The sequence below is a fragment of the Candidatus Nealsonbacteria bacterium genome, assembly GCA_026396195.1.
Taxonomy (GTDB): Bacteria; Patescibacteriota; Minisyncoccia; order Minisyncoccales; family JAGGXC01; genus JAPLXH01.
In genome coordinates this window covers 71,162-89,433 of the sequence record JAPLXH010000007.1, presented here as the reverse complement: position 1 = coordinate 89,433, position 18,272 = coordinate 71,162, and the positions used below count along the sequence as shown (strand labels likewise).

Here is an 18,272-nt window from a genome sequence, read left to right as displayed (position 1 = left end):
ATGAACAAAATCTTCACGAAACAAATAAAAGAAATTTTAGAAAAAGAAAAAGAAACGATAGAAAAACAGCTTCAAAGTTTTGCCAATAAAGACACTAACCTAAGGGGCGACTGGGATACCCGCTTCCCGCGTTTTAGTGAAGAAACCGGGGGCTCAAGCATGGAAAGAGCTGCTGATGAAGTCGAGGAATACGGAAGATTATTGCCGATAGAATTCAGTCTTGAAAAAAAGCTTCAAGACATTAATTCGGCCTTAGAAAAAATTAAAAAAGGAAAGTACGGAATTTGTGAAAATTGCAAAAAATCAATTTCTATCGAAAGATTAAAAGCTTTTCCATCGGCTAAAAGCTGCGAAAAGTGCAAATAATTTTAAAAATTAAAACTTACGAACCCCCTTTTTTAAAAGAAAAATGGGGTTTGTTTTATTCTTACATTATATATAATAGACAAATATGTCATCGAAAGTTTATTCAGCAGCTATTATAGGGCTAGAAGCTCAAATTATAGAAGTGGAAACCGATGTTTCTTACGGACTCCGGTGTTTTGATATTGTCGGCCTTCCCGATAAAGCGGTGGAGGAATCAAAAGAAAGAGTGGGAGCTGCCATAAAAAGCTCTTATTTAAAATCGCCTCATCAACAACCCCATAGGGTTTTAGTTAATCTGGCTCCCGCTGACCTTAAAAAAGAGGGCTCTTTCTACGACCTTCCAATTGCTTTGGGATATTTATTAATTTCAAAACAAATAAAATTTAACCCTCAGAATAAAATTTTTGTCGGAGAATTGTCTTTGGACGGAAAATTAAGGCCGCTCAAGGGAGTTCTTTCTCTGGCGATGCTCGCTAAAAAAATAAACTTTGATGAAATTATTTTACCAAAACAAAATGCAAAAGAAGCGGGACTGATAAAAAACATTAAAGTAATCGGAGTTGAAAGTTTAAAAGAAACAATTGATTATCTGGAAGGGAAAAAGAATATTTCCCCTGCTTCTGAAAATTTTGAAAAAATTCTCAATCAACAAAATGATTCTTTTTCTAATTTAATTTTCATAAAAGGCCAGGAAAATGCAAAACGAGGATTGGAAATTGCCGCTGCCGGCAACCATAATCTTTTTATGGTAGGACCTCCGGGTACTGGTAAAACCTTGCTGGCTAAAGCCCTGCCTGAAATTTTACCGGCCTTAAGCTTTGAAGAGTCCCTGGAGGTTACTAAAATTTACAGCATCGCCGGATTGTTGCCGGAAGGAAAATCATTAATCCAAAAAAGGCCCTTCCGCTCCCCCCATCATACTTCTTCCGAGGTTGCTTTGTTGGGCGGCGGAAATCCGCCCTTGCCCGGAGAAATAACTCTTTCTCATCGCGGAATTCTTTTTCTGGATGAATTCCCCGAATTCCATCGCGACGTATTGGAAAGCTTGCGCCAACCCATTGAAGAAAAAATCATTACGGTATTGAGGGCTAAAAACCGTTTAACTTTTCCGGCTAACTTTACCTTAGTGGCGGCTTCCAACCCCTGTCCTTGCGGTAATTTAAATAATCCTGAAAAAATCTGCACCTGCACTTCTTCTCAAATCCAAAAATACAAAAGAAAAATGTCAGGCCCTCTTATGGACAGAATTGACGTTTTCGTAGAGGTACCCGCCGTAAAATATGAAAAACTGACCGAAGTTGACGATGAAAACTTTGTTGAACAAACCAAAAAAAGAGTTGAAATTGCCCGGCAAATCCAAAAACAAAGATTTAAATCAGAAAAGGAAAATATTATGACTAATAACGAAATGCCCCTTCCCCAAATTAAAAAATATTGCGAAACAGACAATAAGTCCCAATCTATCTTAAAAAAATATGTCAACTCCGGCCAGATTTCGGCCCGAGGTTATCATCGGGTTTTAAAAATGGCGAGAACCATAGCTGACTTGGAAGAAAAAGAAAAAATATCTTTTGATAATTTAATGGAGGCCTTAATGTATAGATTAAAAGAAGAAAATTAAAAAAACACTTAAAAAGTGTTTTTTGATTTCATTGGTAAATATTTTTTTACTTTGTAAAAGGATTGCTAGGAGAAATGCCGACTTCTGAGTCTAGGCCGAAATGAAGATGACAACCGCCGGGTCCCGCAGGAATGGTTTTCCCGCTATAACCAATGGAACCGATTATATCTCCTTGAGAAACCTTATCTCCTTGTTTTACTAAAATAACTTGCAAATGCCCGTAATGGGTAATTAAGCCGTTGGGATGAATAATTTTTATATAATTGCCCGCTCCTCCATTGTAACCATACTTAATTTTCAAAATTGTTCCTTCGGCTGCCGCTAAAACCGGCTTGCCGCAACTTTCCGAATGGTAAGCAAAATCAACAGCATTAAACCAATGAAGGCCTTGGGTGATTCTATAAGGAGAAAGAATTGGAGGTATAAAATAACTGGCAGCTAAGGGCGAGGCCGACTGAATTGGTTTTGGAATTGAAACTGGCGCCGGTTTTGTGCCATTGGGAATAATCAAAATATCACCGACATAAATTTCTCCTTCAGGGGTTAACTCGTTAAAAGCAATTATTTCTTCTTTATTTCCTTTATAAGTTTTGATTATTTGGTCTATGGTATCCCCCTTTTTTACATTATGAAAAATTCCGGAAACCGGCAAAATTATTAATTTTTGGCCCGATTTCAAGGTTGAACTTTTGTTTAAGCCGTTGGCCCAAAGAATAGTATTTACGGTAATATTAAAATCTTCGGCAATTGACCCGATTGTGTCCCCCGATTGAACGATATATTCTGTAATTTCTTTCTTGTCTTCCGTACTTTCCTCTCCAACTAAAACTCCAAGGGCTTTTGAAGAAATAATCTGGGAACAGGAGACTCCGAAAATACTATTTTCCTGAACTAAAGATAAATTAGGCGACTCAATGGTCTTGGTCGATTTTTCCAAAAATAATCTGTTATCAAAACCGGAAACTAACCCTTTGTCTTTTTTAAAGGATTTAGAAAATGAGACATAAAACATTCCGACTCCCAAAATAATCGCTATAAGCGCTATGACCCCCAAGAAGGGGGCTTTTTTAAGCTTTCTGTGCATCTGCTTTTTAAAATATCTGATTTAGCCATTTCCGTCAAGTATTTTTTCCACAGAAATTGCACAACTTTAAAACCAAGATATCCACATCTTCAAAAATAGTATTTATTAAGCAAAAAAGTTAAAATTAATGAAAATATGAATAAAAATTTATTTTTTAAACTATTAATTATTTTTGTTTTTTTAGCAGGATTGCTTGTTTTAATCCCAAAGGTTAGGGCTGGCTGCGGAGACCCATGCACTACTCTTCCAAAGCCAGACGACACTACTTCTTCAGGATGTGACAATAGCACTTATTATCGATGCCAATCAAATAATGATTGCACTGATACCAGCAATAACGTTGAAAGGCAAACTAATTCAGGTTATCAAAAAACTCGTAGCGTAGATTGTGTAGATGTCGGAGGAGGAAATTTCATATGGGTATGCGGCGGTTGGAGTGGCTGCGGAGGAGGAAGCTCGTTAACCAATATATGGAAAGATTGTGCGGATTATCAAATTTGTATAGGAAATACCAGTTGGCAAGCTCCTGACGATGATTATTGTGAATGCAAGGGCGAATGCTTGTCAGATCCAACAAGCCCTCATTTAGAGTCAGGAACTGGAATTGTCCCCAATACAAATGTTCGTCTTCCTATAAAACTTGCCTGGAATAAGGTTCCGGGAGCCAACTCTTACTGGCACAGAGCCTGGAAAGCAGACCCGCCCACAACTACTTCTTGGATACTGTCTCAAGCTACCAGTTCCGGATTTATTAGCAATAACGGCCCTTTAGCCACAAACTCCGGCGTTCTGGCAAATCAAACCTGGGTAATTCCCGCAAGCGGAAACACAACTCCCTGTTTTTTAAAGCTGCCCGTCAATACTACTTTTACTCAGTCCACTTCAACCAGATGGAAAATCATGCCTTGTTGTAACGCCGATGGAACTGAATGCAAAACGTGGGACGCTGTCTCAACCTCTTCTTTCGAATTAAGCTTAGCTCCCCAACCCGTATCGCCGCCGGACCCGGATTGGAACAACACAACTGAAATGTTTTTAGATGCTTTGGTGCCAGTTACCCTTGAATGGTGCAATGTCAAAGAAGCTGATTACTATGAGGTCCAACCATACATCTTAGAGGGTGGAGTAGAAACTCTCCATGGAGATCCTATTGAAATTGAACCTTCCAATCCTTATATATACGCAATTTCTTTTTATGAAGACCTCGACGCTTTTTTTAATGTTGATAAAACCTACAGATGGGAGGTTTCTACTTGTTGGGAAAAAGAAGGACTTGGAGTGTGCACTACCAGCCAAAAATGGGGATTTAAAACCAGCCCTGCTACGCCTGGCGTAGTTACCTTAGTCTCTCCTCCCAATAATTCATTGCCAAGCAGTTCAATAAATGTTCCTGTTAATCTTATATGGACAAGAGCAATGGGGTTTAACTCTTTTTTTTATAAAACAACAAAATTAAGCGACGGAAGCGTAATCCAAGGAACAACCTCGGGAGCTGGAGCTGTTTTAGATTTAAACTTAAACCAAGTATATAGCTGGACAGTCAACCCCTGCACAGACAATAAATGCCAAGCCTGCACGGGTTGGCTAGCCCCTTGGCAATTCAGAACAACCGGAAGAACTCCGGAATTAAAAAAACCGGATAATGCAATGACTGATATTGTTTTGCCGGTTAGGCTTGATTGGGAAGATATCGCCGGGGCTGGTTTTTATAAAATAGAATTAACCATAGCCCCTTTTGTTATGGGCAGTATAGTCTGGACCGGAACCACTTCGGCTTCTGACCTTATTTTAGATTATCCCGCCCTGGGAACCTCGACTTGGTATTGGTGGAGAGTCAGAACTTGCGCCAATAATGGAAGGTGCGGACTTCCTAACCAGGCTCTTCTTGACCCTAAACTTCGAAATTTTAAAACCTTTAATATCAGCACCCCGACCCTTACTTATCCTGTTGGCGGCCAATTAGTCGAAACATCCGGAAATATAAATTTTTCCTGGAACTCAGTAATCGGAGCAAAAAAATATCATTATATAATAACTTTCAACGGAGAGGAACTTTTTAACCAAATAGTTTCTTCTAATTACGCCTCTTATGCTTCGTGGGACTTTTCTGAAAACGGAACTTATTCCTGGAAAGTGGAGGCCTGCTTAGATGTAAATTGTAATGCAAGCGGAGGCTGGAGCGCGGAGGAAAATTTTGTTTTAAGCCTGACTACTCCTCCCGAAGCTAAGGGCGGTTTAGTGCCTTGCGGTAAAAAATATGACAACCCCGATACTCCTTTTAACGAAAGGGAGTCCTGCCAAATAATACATATTTTCTTGCTTCTTAGAAATATTTTAGATTTTGCTCTTTGGAAAATAGCAACGATTTTTATCATTTTGATACTTCTGGCCGTCGCCGGGTTATTCTTTATTTCAAAAGGAGAAACCACGATTATGTCTCAGGTAAAATCAGTATTTAAAGCTACTCTGATAGGATATGCCGTTATTTTCGGAGCTTGGCTTTTAATAAATCTTCTTTTGGCATTCGTGGGATATAAATTCGAATTTTTTGGTCAATGGTGGGATATCCCCTTATGATAAAAATTGAAAATGAAAAGTTTTCTTAAAAATATATTGCTTATTTTATTAGCCGTCGGATTTATTTTTTTGCTTACTTTTTTCTTCCTAAAAGAAACTTTGTTTCCCAAAGATTTTTTTTCCCAAAAAAACATCCAACAAATAGAATCTTTAGTTTCCGAAGAAAAAGATTTTCCGAAAAAAGAATTTATCACCCCCGATGAAAAATTAAAATTTGTTTACCCTTCAAACTGGGTAGAGGCGACAGATACAAAAAACTTCCAAGAAGGAATTCCAAAAGAAGCCCGAGAAAAATATAAATTTAAAAACTTATTTTTAGCTTCAAGAATTAAAAATGATATTTTTTACGGCTTAACGGTAACCGAGGGGTTTTTTGATTTAAAAAATACGCCCCAAGAAATAATTGATATAATGAAAGAAATAAACGACAAAGAAGGGATTACAACGGAAATTATTGAAATCGAAACTAAGGAAAAGGAGGCTTTTTTCAGGGCCCTTTATGCAAAAAAAAGTTCTCCTAATAATATTTTTTACTCAAAAGAAAAAATATTGTTGGTTGACTACGACCAAAACAATAAAAAAGCTTATTTTATTTCTTTTGTTTTTTCAAGGGAAAATAAAAATGAAAAAATAGAAAAAGAAATTAATGAAATATTGGAGTCTATTCAATTGATTAAATAAATAAGTTATAATAAAATAATGAAAAATTTTTTGAAAAAAAATAAAAAGATTTTACTGATATCTTTTTTAGTTGCCATTATTTTATCCGGCGCTTTTTTTGAAACAACGCAAGCATTAGAAACTGACTGGCCGGAAGCGCCCGGAGGAAAAACACTGACAACAACCAGCAATTTAGTTGATTTTACCGAATACGTGTACAGATGGGCAATCTTATTGGGAGGACTGGCTGCTTTTTTTGCTTTAATTTTTGGAGGATTCAAATATTTAACTTCAGTAGGCGACCCGATAAAAATGAAAGAGGGCCAAGACAGAATAAGAGACGCTCTTATCGGCCTTGTCTTACTTTTGTCGTCCTTTATCATCTTAAACACCTTAAATCCGGAGTTAACAACCATAACCCTTCCCACAACAACTGTTCCTTTTCTCAACACTTCTTTGTGGTCAGCTCCTAATTATGAAAAGCCTTGCGTATGGGTAAGGCTTTATCATTTTGCAAACTATCAAGAGGATTTGCTTAATCCTTCGCTTGATTTCTTTGCTCCCGGAGATATAGATCCGTCGGACCCTTGTAAAGATTTTGGAGTTTCGGTCTGGGGATTGTTCGGCTGGGGAGCGTTGACGCCGCCAAAGTCAATTCAAATAGAAGGAGCATGCCAATTAAATCTTTATAAAGACCCTGGCTGTGCAGGAGAATTCACTGCCATATCAAAGAGCCAATCAACCCTTGGTTGGATGTCTTTAGACCACGTGCACTCAGTTAGGATTACTGATTTTTCTCCCCCAGGAACTCCCTTGGTTAAAAATGTAACCCCAACAGCAGGAGCTCCCCAACAAAACACAGACCAAACCTGCAATGTTGTTTTCAACGGAGAGGTCACTGATATGAAAAGAAATGATAAGGTTGATGTTTTTTTTGAATACGGAAAAGACCCAATATATCTTGACCAACAACTTCCCCGGCCTCCCGCCCCAAGAGAACAAAAATTTATCGACAACGCGAACCCCGTTCCTTTCAGTATTGCCACCAGCAGTCTTGCCACTTCATCTCTTTATTATTATCGAGCCGCTGCTTTCGGAGGAGCCCTTGGCTTTGCTTCTCCTTTGGCAACCTTTACGCTTGATTTAAACTGCAACTTAATTCCCGGCCCAATTTTTTAAAAAATGGCTAAAATTAAAAAATATAAAATAATCTTACTTGTTTGTCTTGTTTTTACGGGATTCTTTATTTTTTCTAATCAAGCCAAGGCAATAATTGGAACCGGAATTTTTGATTATGTTGACACGGTTTTGAATGCCCTTGATTTTATAGACCAACAGATTCTGGGCTTGTTGGTAAAACTCATTTTGCTCGCTTTTGCATCTTCAGGTTTTGTCGTTTTGTCCGCTCATCTTTTTCAATGGGCAATCAGTATTCCTGTTAATATAAGCAATCCCACGGTTTGGGCAGGATGGACTTTCGTCTCGGGACTGGTTAACATCTTTTTTGTTTTGTCTATTATCTTCATTGCCTTGGGTTATATTTTAAAAATTGAAAGCCTGCAGTCTAAAAAATCTTTTGTCAGATTAGTTATTGTTATTTTGTTGGTTAATTTTAGCTTGCTTATAGTGGGAATTTTTACTGACATTGCCCAGTTCTTTATGAACACTTTTATTCAAGCTTTCGGAACCGACTTTGTCAGCGCGGCTCTCCGTCCCTTACAATCAAGCTTTAGCGCAATAATAAATGTTATGCTGGTAACCGTTACTGCCTATGTTGCCAGCGCTTTTACAGCTTTTGGAAGCATCTTCTCTCTTGCCATTCTTCTTACCCAAACTTTTATGGGAAGTTTGTTGGGCGATATTTTTTCTATGGTCGTACTGATCGCAATGAATTTGGTCTTAGGAGCTATTTATTTTATCTATTTTATTCTTTTCTTAATAAGAATCGCCGCGCTTTGGCTTTTGTCTATTTTTGCTCCTTTGGCTTTTTTCTGCTTAATTTTTCCTCAAACTGAAAAATATTTTAAAAAATGGCTTACTTTTGTCGTACAATGGGCTTTTTTAGGCGTGGTGGCTTTATTTTTAACCGGATTAATAACAACTTTATATACTCAATCTTTTGTAGTCAGGCCGGGAAACATAGATCTTTCGGCTGCCAGCGGACTTCCTTCTTTCAGGCTGCCTGACTCCACTTTTGATTATTTATTTTTACTTTGCTTCCTGGCTGTTGCTTTTCACATTACCAAAAAATACGTTCCTGCCGGCGCTGATGTCGCAATTTCAAAATTGGAAGGCGCCTACAAGGGAATGGGAGGTTTTGCTGGAATAATGAAAAAAGCTAAAAAGGCGGGAGGTAAGGTCACTAGGGCGGCTGGTCATACTAAAACCGGCGAAAAAATGCAATCAAGAATGCAACAATGGTCTACGCAAAAAGGAGGTGCCAAAAGCGGCGGTCTGGTAAATAAAAGCTGGAAAAGCAAGATGGGAAGAGCTTACCTAAATAGCACTAAAGAGATGGATAAAGGAGCTTATAACGAAGCTTACCAACAAGCCTCCAAAGAACAAGACTCTGATAAAAACGTTGAAGCATATCTGAAAACTAATCCTGTTGATGCGGCTAAAAGGAGTGCTATTTTACAGAGCATGATGGAACAAAAACAAACAGGTGGCATAGATAAACTGGTTAAAGACAAGGACGGAAATGTAACAGCCCAGGGCAAGCTGGAACTGACAAAAGCTTATGACCAATTAGGGCTTATGGGTAAAAAAGAAGAACAGAAAAATATGGAAAGGGCTTTTACAAAAGATATGCCTGAAGAATTCGGAGTTATTCAGGGAAGAAGAGGAACTTATACAAAAGAACAAATGGAAAAAGATGGATTTAAGTCTTATGGAGAAAAAATTATCAAAGAAGCTAAAGACGATAATGAAATCAAATCCCTTCAAAAAGGCTGGCATTCAGATAAAGACCTTATGGAGGCTGCCCACAAGTTCTGGGCCGGGCCTCAAATTTCAGAGGCAGCTAAAAAATTCGGCCAAGGATTTGTATCTGACTTTGAGGCGGGAAAACACGATGCAGTTCACAATGGCAATTCAGATTGGTATTATGAAATTGATGAAAAAACCGGGCAACCAAGAAACTCTCGATTGCCTGGCTATTTAGCCAGCAACACTGCTCAAGAAGCAGGTTTCACTCCAATTGAAGGATTAAATATTAAGGACAAGATTAAAAAAAGAAATGATAAAATGAGAAAAGACCAAGAAAAATGGAAAAACTCGAAAAGCACTCCACAAAACATGTCTGGTGCCACAAAGTCTTCCCCTGAAGCTACTGAAACAGAACCTAGGTCTATTAGACAAGTTCTGCGAGAAAGACAAACGCCGCCGCCGGTACCGCCGATAGCAGGAATGCAACACGAGGAAGACGTCGGTTGGACAACTGGTAAGCCTGAAAGCATCAGGGAACATCAAAAAAGAATGAGAGAAGAAGAGGAAATAATAAGGAAAAAAAGAAGAGAAGAAGAAAATATGGTAATTAAAAAAAGAAGAGAAGAAGAAGCAGCGGCAAGGAAAAAAAGAAAAGAAGACGAAAATTGGATAAAAAAACAAGGAAGAAAATAAAAAAAGTGAAATAAATGGAAAATAAAACAAACTAAAAATAAAAAAGAGGGATTAATTTAATATTAGAAATTAATCCCTTTTTTGTTTACTGTCGATTTATTCGTTTTCTTCTTCGTCTTCGTCTTTCTTTTTGGTTTTTTCTTTACTGGTTCTGACTTTGTCTTCTACGATAGCTATGATATTGGGCGTTATTCCCTGACTTTGACCGTCTTTGCCTTTGCTTCCTTCTAATCCCCGGAAGGTATTGATATTTTTACCGGCCATTTTAAGTTGGGTTTGGACAACGTCTGACGCTTCTCCAGGACTTAAACCGAGGGCTATAAACTTTCTTACCTGCTCCTCTAGAAAATTCATTTGAATGGTGTCTCCCTGCCTTTTTTGCCTTTCTCTTTCCAGACTGTCAGCTTCCTTTTTCATAGAACTATTTTTCGGCAAATCTATTTGTCCTATGTTTAATCTGCATATTCTTATGCCTAAGTCTGACACATCTCTGGCTCCTGAAATTCGAATTTCCCGTTCAATCTTTCTTTGTCTTTTAGCTTTTTCTTTTTCATCTTTTGCCCCGTTAATATCAGCTCCTGTAAGCTTCTCCAATAGCACCCTTTTTATTTCTGTCGCACTGAAAGTATATTCTTCCCAATCGTGTTTCCCGCCTAAAATTCTTAACTCTTCTGCAATTTGGTCTTGGATAATGTTTATAACGCCCTCTGCTTCTCCACTATTCAAATAAGATTTAAGCCTTTCCCCGGCATCCTTGCCTTTGTAGTCCGGAATAAAAGTTAAAGAAACATCTACTTCAACCAATGCTCCTGACCTAGACGGCAATTTAGAGTCCTTTTCTTCTTCTTTCGCCTTGGTCCTTATGTCCGAGAAAGTAAAATCTTTGTCGATTTTTTGAACTTTTATTAAAGTAACTGTGTAGTTAAAGGGAAAGTAATCGGCAATCAATATCCATCCTTCTTTTTTTACTATTTTAACCTTCCTTTTTCCCCAGATTACTCCTAGTCCAACATAAGGGGGCCTGTAAGAAATAAATCCCCAAGACTTGTAGATATATCTGATTTCAAGCGCTATTAATACGATAATCAGAACAAGAAAAGCTAAGTCTCTAAGCGGAAAATCGATAAATAATATATATGCTGAAGTTGGCAAAATCGCGGTTATTGCGTTTATTGCCAGATATCCTATTGTCGGAAATAATATCCACCAAAGAATAATCGCAGCACTTAAACCTATTTCAGTTAATGTTCTCCGCTGTTTTTCCTCTTTAATGTCTTCTTCAATGTCTTCGTCGGTTATTTCCGTTTCAGCTTCTTTTTTTGCTTCTTCTGATTTATCATTTTCATCCATTCGCATCACTCCTTTATTTTATTTTAAATCAACCTGAAATTATTCAGGCGCTAAGAACATTTTAATCCTCTTAGCTCTTCTATGATTATGCATGAAAATTATTATTTGTCAATATTCTTTACTCTTCTTTAGTCTGTGTGGTAAAATAAATAAAAGTAATTTTTTTAAATTTATGCCCAAAGACTATACTCCCAACCAGTTTTGGAAACTTTTTGAAAATCTTCCGTCTGACCTTCAAGATGCTGTTTTTTCCGAAAAAACCGCTGATGATGTTTATGAAATTTGTGAGCATAACGACATAGAAGAAGTTTCCAAACTGGCAAAAATTGTCGGTCGGGTTTTACTTGGAGTTTCAGAGCCGGAAAAACTGCCGGAAACCTTGCAACAAGAGTTCGGTTTCGAAAAAGAAAAAGCTGAAAAAGTCAGCAAAGAAATTGAAAGATTTATTTTATATCCTCTCGAATTAAGTTTATCCAATTTATACGAAAAAACCGCTCCGAAAGAAAAACCAACCGAGACTGGAGTTCGTTCTTCAACAGAAAAAAAAGAGGTAGAACTCGTTAACGCGACCGAAAAAAAATCGGCTGGCACGAGTAAAAAAAAAGACGGTTATAGAGAATCAATCGAAGAAGAAGAATAAAAAAATCTAAAATAAATAAATGGAATTCACTGTCCCCCAATTTATTGAATACGAAGCTAAAGTAATCGGCCCTTTCAGTTTCAAGCAATTCATTGTCGTGGCCATAGCCGGCATTGTTTGTTTTGCCGCTGTTTTAAAAACACCTTTTTATATTTACGTACCGGTTATAATTTTTGTCGGAGGGGGTTCTATGGCTCTGGTTTTTTTAAAAATTGGCGGGCTTCATCCTTTATCTGTTCTGAAAAATTTTTTCTTTTTTAACTTATCTCCTAAAGTTTATATCTGGCAAAAAAAGATAATGGCTCCCAAAATAGTTATCAGGCAAGAAAGAATAAAAGAAAAAAAAGAGGAGGATACTACTCCTAAAATTATTAAAAAAAGCAGGTTAAAAGAATTAGCCACTCAAGTAGAAACAAAAAATTAACATGGATAAAAAAAATATTTCCACGCAACAATTTTTAGAAGTAGATGAAATCAAAGAAGGAATAATGATTCTAAAGAGCAAGGCCATGAGGGGTGTTTTAATGGTTTCTTCTTTAAACTTCGCTTTAAAAGAAGAAGAGGAACAAAATGCTACGATTTATCAATTTCAGGATTTTTTGAATTCGCTGGATTTTTCTTTACAAATTATCGTCCAATCCAGAAAGTTAAACATCACCGGTTACTTGGAAAAAATGAAAGACCTGGAAATAAAACAAAAAAACGAATTATTAAAAATCCAAACTGCCGAATATCGAAAGTTCATTGAAGATTTAATATTAAGGAGCTCCATAATGAGTAAAAATTTTTTTGTCGTTGTGCCTTTCTCTCTTGTCGAGACTCAAAGTTCTAAAAAAACCGGCTTTCTTTCAAAAACACCGACTCTAACCCTCACGGAAGACGTTTTTCAAAGAACCAAAGTTCAGCTTTGGCAAAGAATGGAATTTATTTCTTTAGGATTAAGAAGGTGCGGACTGCAATCTTCTCCTTTAAACAGCGCCGAACTAATTGAATTATTATGGGGGTTGCATCATCCGGAAGAGGCCGAACTTGGTTATTATCCGGAAATTCCGCCAGAAATAATTAAATAAGCCGGTCAATAAATAAAAATCAAAATGTCTTTTTTTAAAAAAACAAAGCAAAACATAGAGCCAAGCGAACGGGAAAAAATCGTCGAGCATTCCAGGATAGACTTAAAAGATATTGTTTCTCCGGCTTCAATAGCCATAAATTACGATTCCATCAATTTTGGGAAAAGGCTGTCCAAGTCTTTTTTTATATTTTCATATCCAAGGTATATCAACACTGGATGGCTATCTCCTATTATTAATTTAAGCGACCGGCTAGATGTTGCTATTTTCATCCATCCGATAGAAACAGGCCCTGAATTAAGAAAATTAAGAAAAAAAGTAACTGAAGTTCAGGCAGAAATTTCTGAAAAAGAAGAAAAAGGGTATATAAAAGACCCTGCCCTGGAAATTGCTTATCAGGACTTGGAATCCTTAAGAGAAAGGCTTCAAACTGCCCAAGAAAGGATGGCGAAGCTTGGAGTTTATATTACAATTTATGGCGAAAACGAAGAAGAATTAAAAAGAATAGAAACTACGTTGCGTTCTATTTTAGAGTCAAGATTAATTTACATTAAACCGGCTAACTATCAACAAAAAGAAGGTTTTTTAACTTGCGCACCATACGGTTTAGATAAAATGCAAATTTACACTCCCATGAACACGGGACCCTTGTCCAGTGTTTTTCCTTTTATTTCTTTTGATTTAAGCTCAAACGACGGCGTACTTTATGGAATAAATAAACACAACAATTCCCTTATCTTGTTTGACCGTTTTTCTTTGGCCAACGGGAACGAAGTAATTTTTGGAACGTCCGGCGGAGGAAAATCTTATACAATTAAATTAGAAGTTTTGAGGTCTTTAATGCAGGGAGTTGATGTTATTATTATTGACCCGGAAAATGAATATAGGTCCTTGGCTGAAGCTGTTGGAGGCCGCTTTTTTAACATTTCCTTGTCTTCTGATAATCATATAAATCCTTTTGATCTCCCGTTATTGCAAGCCGATGACAACCCGGATGATGTTTTAAGGTCAAACATCATCAATTTGGTCGGACTTTTGAGAATTATGCTCGGTGGTTTAACTCCTGAAGAAGATGCGATTATAGACCAGGCTCTTGCTGAAACCTATGCCGCAAAAGATATTACTCCGGAAACCGACCACAGGACATGGCAAGAAGCAATTCCTTTGATGCAAGATTTGGAAGCAGTTTTGGAGGGCATGGAAGGAGCCGAATCTTTAGTTAGAAGAATAAGAAAATTCACCAAGGGAACCTATGCTGACTTTTTCAACAACCGTACCAATATTTCCATGGAAGGAAATCTGGTTGTTTTTGGAATTAGAGACATAGAAGAAGAGCTGCGGCCGATAGCCATGTTTATTGTAATGCGTTATATTTGGAATAAAGTCAGGTCTGAGCTTAAAAAAAGAATTTTAGTGGTTGATGAGGCTTGGTGGATAATGCAAAAAGAAGATGGCGCTTCTTTCTTGTTTGGATTAGTTAAAAGAGCGAGAAAATATTGGTTGGGGGTTACTACTGTCACCCAAGATGTGGCTGATTTTATGAAATCAACCTACGGCCAGCCGATTATCACCAATTCCGCTATGCAATTCATAATGAAACAATCTACGGCTACTATAGAAGTAGTTCAAAAAACGTTTGGCCTGACCGAAGAAGAAAAATATCTTTTATTAGAGTCGGCTGTGGGAGAAGGGTTATTTTTCGCCGGCCCAAAACATGTAGCAATAAAAGTGATTGCTTCTTATGCTGAAGACCAATTTATTACTACCTCTCCCGAAGAATTGACGAAAATAAAAAAAGCCAAGGAATCCCTGGCTGAAGAACAAGAAGAATAAAAAAAATAATTTTAAGGATAGGGCCTGATTACTATTTTTCTTTCCGGCTCCTCGCCGATGCTTTCGGTGGTAATATTTTTTATTTCAGCTAACTCTAAGTGAACTATTCTCCTTTCGTAAGCTGGCATTGGGGTCAGAATTTTTTCTTTTTTACTAGAAACAACTTCGTCAGCAGCAGCCCTTGCCAGTTCTTTAAGATACTCAACTTTTTTCTTTTTATAATCATTAATATCTAAGTCAATAAAAATATCTTCTTTGATTATTCTTTTAATGATAATTTTTAAAATCCGCTGAATCTCAATTAAGGTTTGCCCTCTTTCTCCAATTAAAATTTGCGGGTTTTCCGTTTTAATATCAATAGGAATGGTTTTGTCTTTTCGGGGGCTTATTTCAACCTCAACAGGAATTGTCATTTTTTCAAAAAAACCCTGGATAATATTTTTAATTTTTTGAATCTCCTGATTGATAATCATTTTTCGGCTTAAAAATTAAGTATTGTTGAATTATTGAAAACAAACTGGTAGTTAACCAATAAATGCCAATGGCTGAGGGAAGTTTCCACAAGAAAACAACGGTGATTAAAGGAAACAAATACAACATTTCTTTCTGCATTATCTGTGAAAAATCTGATTTATCTTTACCGGGCTTGTTTTTAGGACTTACCATTTTTACTTGAAAAAACTGGGCAATCCCCGACAAAACAGCCAGAATTTTAGAAGGCTCTGTTAAAGGAATTAATCCTAAAAACATTGGCCGAACGTCTAAATTATTTGCAAAGTCTTTAAAAACCAAAAACAAAGCCATTAGAATAGGCAGTTGAATCAACATTGGAAGGCAGCCCGAAAAAGGATTGATTTTCTCTTGACGGTAAAGGTCCATTATAGCTTTCCCTTGTTTTTCTTTATCGTCTTTAAATCTGGATTGGATTTCTTGAATTTTCGGCTGAAGCTTTTGGAGGGCTTTTTGGGATTGAATTGATTTTGTATTTAAAGGATAAATCAAAAGGCGGATAGCACAGGTCAAAACAATAATCGCTATTCCTAAATCATTCCCGGGCAAATTTTGAGAAAGCCAAAGCAAAGCACCAAATAATGGTTTGTAAAAAATAATATTGAAAATTAATCCTATGTTCATTTTTTTATAATTTAAGGAAGGTCTACTCCTCCCGGATTAAAACGATGGCACTTTAAAATTCTTTTTATTCCTAAAAAAGTTCCCTTTATTGCTCCGTATTTTTTAATCGCTAAAAACGAGTATTCAGAACAGCTCGGATAGAAACGGCAAACTTTTGGAAATAACGGAGAAAAATATTTTTGATAAAAACAAATTGTTTTTAAAAAAACTTTTTTAATCATTCCAATACTTTTATTTTTTTCAAAAGATTAACCAGCTCTTCTTCGATTTCCAAAAAATTTTTCCGCTCAGCTCCTTTTTTGGCCATAACAACAATGTCTAATCCTTTTTTAATAAAATTTTTCCTGTTCGTTACTGCCGCCCTCATTCTTCTTTTGGTTTTGTTTCTAATAACGGCTTTCTTGCTGACCTTTTGAGACACTATAAAACCAAATCTGCTTTCTTTTAAGTCGTTGTTTTTTATTTTTAAAAACAAAAAAAATCCTTCGATTCCTTTCCCTTTTTTAAAAACTTCGTCAAAGTCTTTTTTCTTTTTTAGTCTATTTTTTAAAGGCAACATTAAATTAAACAGCTAATCTTTTTCTGTGTTTTTTTCTCCGTTTGGAAAGAACCCTCCTGCCGCCAAATTTTTTCATTCTTTTTCTGAACCCATGGGTTCTTTTTCTTTTTTTCTTTTTGGGATTATAAGTAAAACTCATAATTTTAATTTAAATTTAAAAAATTAAAATTTGATTTTAATTTTAAATCTAAAATCAGTATATCCTCGATTTTAAAGTTAGTCAATTCTAAAAATTTTCACAACTTGTCCCCAGCTTTTAAACAACTCCTTGCTTTTCCCTTACAACAGTAAGGTCATTTGACAGGAGATATAATCCCTATAATATAACCTTAGAACTATAATTTTAAAGTTTTAAAAAATTATGACCAAAGAAGAACTTTGGCAAGCTGTTTTAGCTCAAATCCAATTTAACATTTCCAAAGCTAATTTTGCAACATGGTTTAGAAACACGGAAATTTTAGAAGAAAAAGAAGGAAAGCTTTTGGTCTCGGTCCCTAATGCTTTTTCTAAAGAATGGCTGGAGCAAAAATACAATAAATTTGTTTTAAAAACCCTGCATGATTTAAATGAAGGAATCAAAGAGGTTGAATACATTATTAATAGAACCGGAGGCCAAGTAGAAAAACAAAAAAAATATTTTTCAACTCCTCAAAGCGTTCCTCAGTTAGAATTTGAAGAATTAAAAGTAAGCAAAGAAACCAACTTAAATCCTAAGTATACTTTTGAAAATTTTATAGTCGGACCCTTCAATGAAATGGCTCAAGCGGCAGGCTGGGCTATTTCTGAAAACCCAGGGGCTATTTATAATCCCCTTTTTGTTTACGGAGGAGTAGGGTTAGGAAAAACCCATCTTATCCAGGCAATCGGAAATAAAATTTCTGAAAATTTTCCTGATAAAAAAATAAAATATGCTTCTTCGGAAAAATTTATTACCGGAATTGTAGGCGCCATTAAAAACGGCAGCATAGAAAGCTTTAAACAAGAGAATCAAAAAATTGACGTTTTAATTATCGATGACATTCAATTTTTAGCCGGAAAAGAAAAAACTCAGGAAGAGTTTTTCCATTTATTTAATGCTCTTTATGAAAAAAATAAACAAATCGTTTTATCTTCGGACCGATTCCCAAAAGCAATTCCGGCGCTTGAAGAAAGACTGAGGTCAAGATTTGAAGGAGGAATGATTGCCGACATCGGGCATCCGGATTATGAAACTCGTTTGGCTATTTTAAAAATAAAAAGTAAGCAGAAAGAGGTGGAATTTTCCGACAAAGTTTTGGAATTTATCGCTTCAAACGTCCAAACCAATATTAGAGAAATAGAAGGAGCTCTAAACCGACTCATCGCCTGCCAAAGATTAAATGGAAAAATCCCTGACCTGGAAACGGCAAAAAATCTTTTAAAAAACATCATTAAAGCCCCGCCCAGAGTCATAAGCTCCGATCAATTAATTAAGGCCGTTGCTGATTTTTATAATTTAAAAGAAGAGGATATTTTAAACAACTCCAGAAGAAAAGAAATAGTAAGACCAAGGCAAGTTGTTATGTATCTTTTAAGGGAAGAATTAAAATGTTCCTTTCCTACCATAGGAAGAAAGCTGGGAGGGAAAGACCACACCACTATTATTTACGGTTGTGAAAAAATAGCGAAAGAGTCTGAAAAAAACGAAGTTTTGGTTGAAGAAATCAAGTTGATAAAACAGAAGATATGTAGTGGATAACTGTTGTGGAAAAAAAACAAAACCAACTTATAAAAAACCT

At 36.4% G+C, this 18,272-nt stretch carries 18 protein-coding genes; 11 read left to right on the top strand and 7 right to left on the bottom strand.

Translation table 11 applies throughout. The features are described 5' to 3' along the window. Together NTU58_02880 and NTU58_02875 are read left to right on the top strand one after the other, a co-directional pair. Positions 1 to 366 carry a TraR/DksA C4-type zinc finger protein gene (locus NTU58_02880; protein MCX6764630.1) on the top strand — a complete coding sequence of 122 codons (366 nt, stop codon included), beginning with the start codon at positions 1 to 3 and terminating at the stop codon, positions 364 to 366. A gap of 85 nt (positions 367 to 451) precedes the next feature. Further along, a complete protein-coding gene (locus tag NTU58_02875) occupies positions 452 to 1,987 on the top strand; it encodes a YifB family Mg chelatase-like AAA ATPase (GenBank protein ID MCX6764629.1) in 1,536 nt (511 codons plus the stop codon). A gap of 46 nt (positions 1,988 to 2,033) precedes the next feature. Here NTU58_02875 and NTU58_02870 read toward each other — a convergent pair whose 3' ends face one another. Then, a complete protein-coding gene (locus NTU58_02870) occupies positions 2,034 to 3,071 on the bottom strand; it encodes a M23 family metallopeptidase (protein MCX6764628.1) in 1,038 nt (345 codons plus the stop codon). 135 nt (positions 3,072 to 3,206) lie between these two features. Between NTU58_02870 and NTU58_02865 the strand changes: the two genes are divergently transcribed. The 4 genes from NTU58_02865 to NTU58_02850 are packed head-to-tail and all read left to right on the top strand — an operon-like array spanning position 3,207 to position 9,929. Next, complete coding sequence (locus tag NTU58_02865) at positions 3,207 to 5,648, top strand: pilin (protein MCX6764627.1); 2,442 nt, start codon at positions 3,207 to 3,209, stop codon at positions 5,646 to 5,648. 12 nt (positions 5,649 to 5,660) lie between these two features. Further along, positions 5,661 to 6,329: a hypothetical protein gene (locus NTU58_02860; protein MCX6764626.1), complete on the top strand. Its 669-nt coding sequence runs from the start codon at positions 5,661 to 5,663 to the stop codon at positions 6,327 to 6,329. Positions 6,330 to 6,347: 18 nt separating this feature from the next. Continuing rightward, a complete protein-coding gene (locus NTU58_02855) occupies positions 6,348 to 7,487 on the top strand; it encodes a pilin (protein ID MCX6764625.1) in 1,140 nt (379 codons plus the stop codon). Between the two features lie 3 nt (positions 7,488 to 7,490). Continuing rightward, positions 7,491 to 9,929, top strand: a complete 2,439-nt coding sequence (locus NTU58_02850; GenBank protein ID MCX6764624.1) for a type IV secretion system protein — start codon at positions 7,491 to 7,493, stop codon at positions 9,927 to 9,929. A gap of 96 nt (positions 9,930 to 10,025) precedes the next feature. Here the strand turns inward: NTU58_02850 and NTU58_02845 are convergent, their stop codons facing one another. Then, positions 10,026 to 11,279 carry an SPFH domain-containing protein gene (locus tag NTU58_02845; protein ID MCX6764623.1) on the bottom strand — a complete coding sequence of 418 codons (1,254 nt, stop codon included), beginning with the start codon at positions 11,277 to 11,279 and terminating at the stop codon, positions 10,026 to 10,028. Positions 11,280 to 11,451: 172 nt separating this feature from the next. On the opposite strand from NTU58_02845, the gene NTU58_02840 reads away from it, so the two are divergent. From NTU58_02840 to NTU58_02825, 4 genes are read left to right on the top strand one after another with little or no spacing between them, the layout of a single operon-like run. Then, positions 11,452 to 11,919: a hypothetical protein gene (locus tag NTU58_02840; protein MCX6764622.1), complete on the top strand. Its 468-nt coding sequence runs from the start codon at positions 11,452 to 11,454 to the stop codon at positions 11,917 to 11,919. 19 nt (positions 11,920 to 11,938) lie between these two features. Beyond that, positions 11,939 to 12,343, top strand: a complete 405-nt coding sequence (locus tag NTU58_02835; GenBank protein MCX6764621.1) for a PrgI family protein — start codon at positions 11,939 to 11,941, stop codon at positions 12,341 to 12,343. A gap of 1 nt (position 12,344) precedes the next feature. Beyond that, positions 12,345 to 12,989: a hypothetical protein gene (locus NTU58_02830; GenBank protein ID MCX6764620.1), complete on the top strand. Its 645-nt coding sequence runs from the start codon at positions 12,345 to 12,347 to the stop codon at positions 12,987 to 12,989. A gap of 24 nt (positions 12,990 to 13,013) precedes the next feature. Continuing rightward, complete coding sequence (locus NTU58_02825) at positions 13,014 to 14,822, top strand: ATP-binding protein (protein ID MCX6764619.1); 1,809 nt, start codon at positions 13,014 to 13,016, stop codon at positions 14,820 to 14,822. 11 nt (positions 14,823 to 14,833) lie between these two features. On the opposite strand, the gene NTU58_02820 is transcribed toward NTU58_02825, so the two are convergent. The 5 genes from NTU58_02820 to rpmH are packed head-to-tail and all read right to left on the bottom strand — an operon-like array spanning position 14,834 to position 16,654. Further along, complete coding sequence (locus tag NTU58_02820) at positions 14,834 to 15,295, bottom strand: hypothetical protein (GenBank protein ID MCX6764618.1); 462 nt, start codon at positions 15,293 to 15,295, stop codon at positions 14,834 to 14,836. After that, a complete protein-coding gene (locus NTU58_02815) occupies positions 15,264 to 15,956 on the bottom strand; it encodes a YidC/Oxa1 family membrane protein insertase (protein ID MCX6764617.1) in 693 nt (230 codons plus the stop codon). The genes NTU58_02820 and NTU58_02815 overlap by 32 nt, the downstream gene beginning before the upstream one ends. A gap of 11 nt (positions 15,957 to 15,967) precedes the next feature. Further along, positions 15,968 to 16,174 (bottom strand): membrane protein insertion efficiency factor YidD, encoded by a 207-nt coding sequence (yidD, locus tag NTU58_02810; GenBank protein MCX6764616.1) that lies wholly within the window; start codon positions 16,172 to 16,174, stop codon positions 15,968 to 15,970. Further along, positions 16,174 to 16,515 (bottom strand): ribonuclease P protein component, encoded by a 342-nt coding sequence (gene rnpA, locus NTU58_02805; GenBank protein ID MCX6764615.1) that lies wholly within the window; start codon positions 16,513 to 16,515, stop codon positions 16,174 to 16,176. The genes yidD and rnpA overlap by 1 nt, the downstream gene beginning before the upstream one ends. 4 nt (positions 16,516 to 16,519) lie before the next feature. Further along, on the bottom strand, positions 16,520 to 16,654 hold the full coding sequence (gene rpmH, locus NTU58_02800) for a 50S ribosomal protein L34 (GenBank protein ID MCX6764614.1): 135 nt from the start codon (positions 16,652 to 16,654) through the stop codon (positions 16,520 to 16,522). A gap of 222 nt (positions 16,655 to 16,876) precedes the next feature. On the opposite strand from rpmH, the gene dnaA reads away from it, so the two are divergent. After that, positions 16,877 to 18,232, top strand: a complete 1,356-nt coding sequence (gene dnaA, locus NTU58_02795) for a chromosomal replication initiator protein DnaA (GenBank protein ID MCX6764613.1) — start codon at positions 16,877 to 16,879, stop codon at positions 18,230 to 18,232. Positions 18,233 to 18,272: the final 40 nt, after the last annotated feature.

What these genes read in the sequence shown, in the direction of transcription:
- NTU58_02880 (MCX6764630.1), top strand. Translation starts at nt 1, where the DNA reads ATGAACAAAATCTTCACGAAACAAATAAAAGAAATTTTAGAAAAAGAA.
- NTU58_02825 (MCX6764619.1), top strand. Translation starts at nt 13,014, where the DNA reads ATGTCTTTTTTTAAAAAAACAAAGCAAAACATAGAGCCAAGCGAACGG.
- rnpA (MCX6764615.1), bottom strand. Translation starts at nt 16,515, where the DNA reads ATGTTGCCTTTAAAAAATAGACTAAAAAAGAAAAAAGACTTTGACGAA.
- NTU58_02840 (MCX6764622.1), top strand. Translation starts at nt 11,452, where the DNA reads ATGCCCAAAGACTATACTCCCAACCAGTTTTGGAAACTTTTTGAAAAT.
- NTU58_02845 (MCX6764623.1), bottom strand. Translation starts at nt 11,279, where the DNA reads ATGGATGAAAATGATAAATCAGAAGAAGCAAAAAAAGAAGCTGAAACG.
- NTU58_02815 (MCX6764617.1), bottom strand. Translation starts at nt 15,956, where the DNA reads ATGAACATAGGATTAATTTTCAATATTATTTTTTACAAACCATTATTT.
- NTU58_02855 (MCX6764625.1), top strand. Translation starts at nt 6,348, where the DNA reads ATGAAAAATTTTTTGAAAAAAAATAAAAAGATTTTACTGATATCTTTT.
- NTU58_02830 (MCX6764620.1), top strand. Translation starts at nt 12,345, where the DNA reads ATGGATAAAAAAAATATTTCCACGCAACAATTTTTAGAAGTAGATGAA.
- NTU58_02850 (MCX6764624.1), top strand. Translation starts at nt 7,491, where the DNA reads ATGGCTAAAATTAAAAAATATAAAATAATCTTACTTGTTTGTCTTGTT.
- dnaA (MCX6764613.1), top strand. Translation starts at nt 16,877, where the DNA reads ATGACCAAAGAAGAACTTTGGCAAGCTGTTTTAGCTCAAATCCAATTT.
- NTU58_02865 (MCX6764627.1), top strand. Translation starts at nt 3,207, where the DNA reads ATGAATAAAAATTTATTTTTTAAACTATTAATTATTTTTGTTTTTTTA.
- NTU58_02875 (MCX6764629.1), top strand. Translation starts at nt 452, where the DNA reads ATGTCATCGAAAGTTTATTCAGCAGCTATTATAGGGCTAGAAGCTCAA.
- NTU58_02860 (MCX6764626.1), top strand. Translation starts at nt 5,661, where the DNA reads ATGAAAAGTTTTCTTAAAAATATATTGCTTATTTTATTAGCCGTCGGA.
- NTU58_02870 (MCX6764628.1), bottom strand. Translation starts at nt 3,071, where the DNA reads ATGCACAGAAAGCTTAAAAAAGCCCCCTTCTTGGGGGTCATAGCGCTT.
- NTU58_02820 (MCX6764618.1), bottom strand. Translation starts at nt 15,295, where the DNA reads ATGATTATCAATCAGGAGATTCAAAAAATTAAAAATATTATCCAGGGT.
- NTU58_02835 (MCX6764621.1), top strand. Translation starts at nt 11,939, where the DNA reads ATGGAATTCACTGTCCCCCAATTTATTGAATACGAAGCTAAAGTAATC.
- rpmH (MCX6764614.1), bottom strand. Translation starts at nt 16,654, where the DNA reads ATGAGTTTTACTTATAATCCCAAAAAGAAAAAAAGAAAAAGAACCCAT.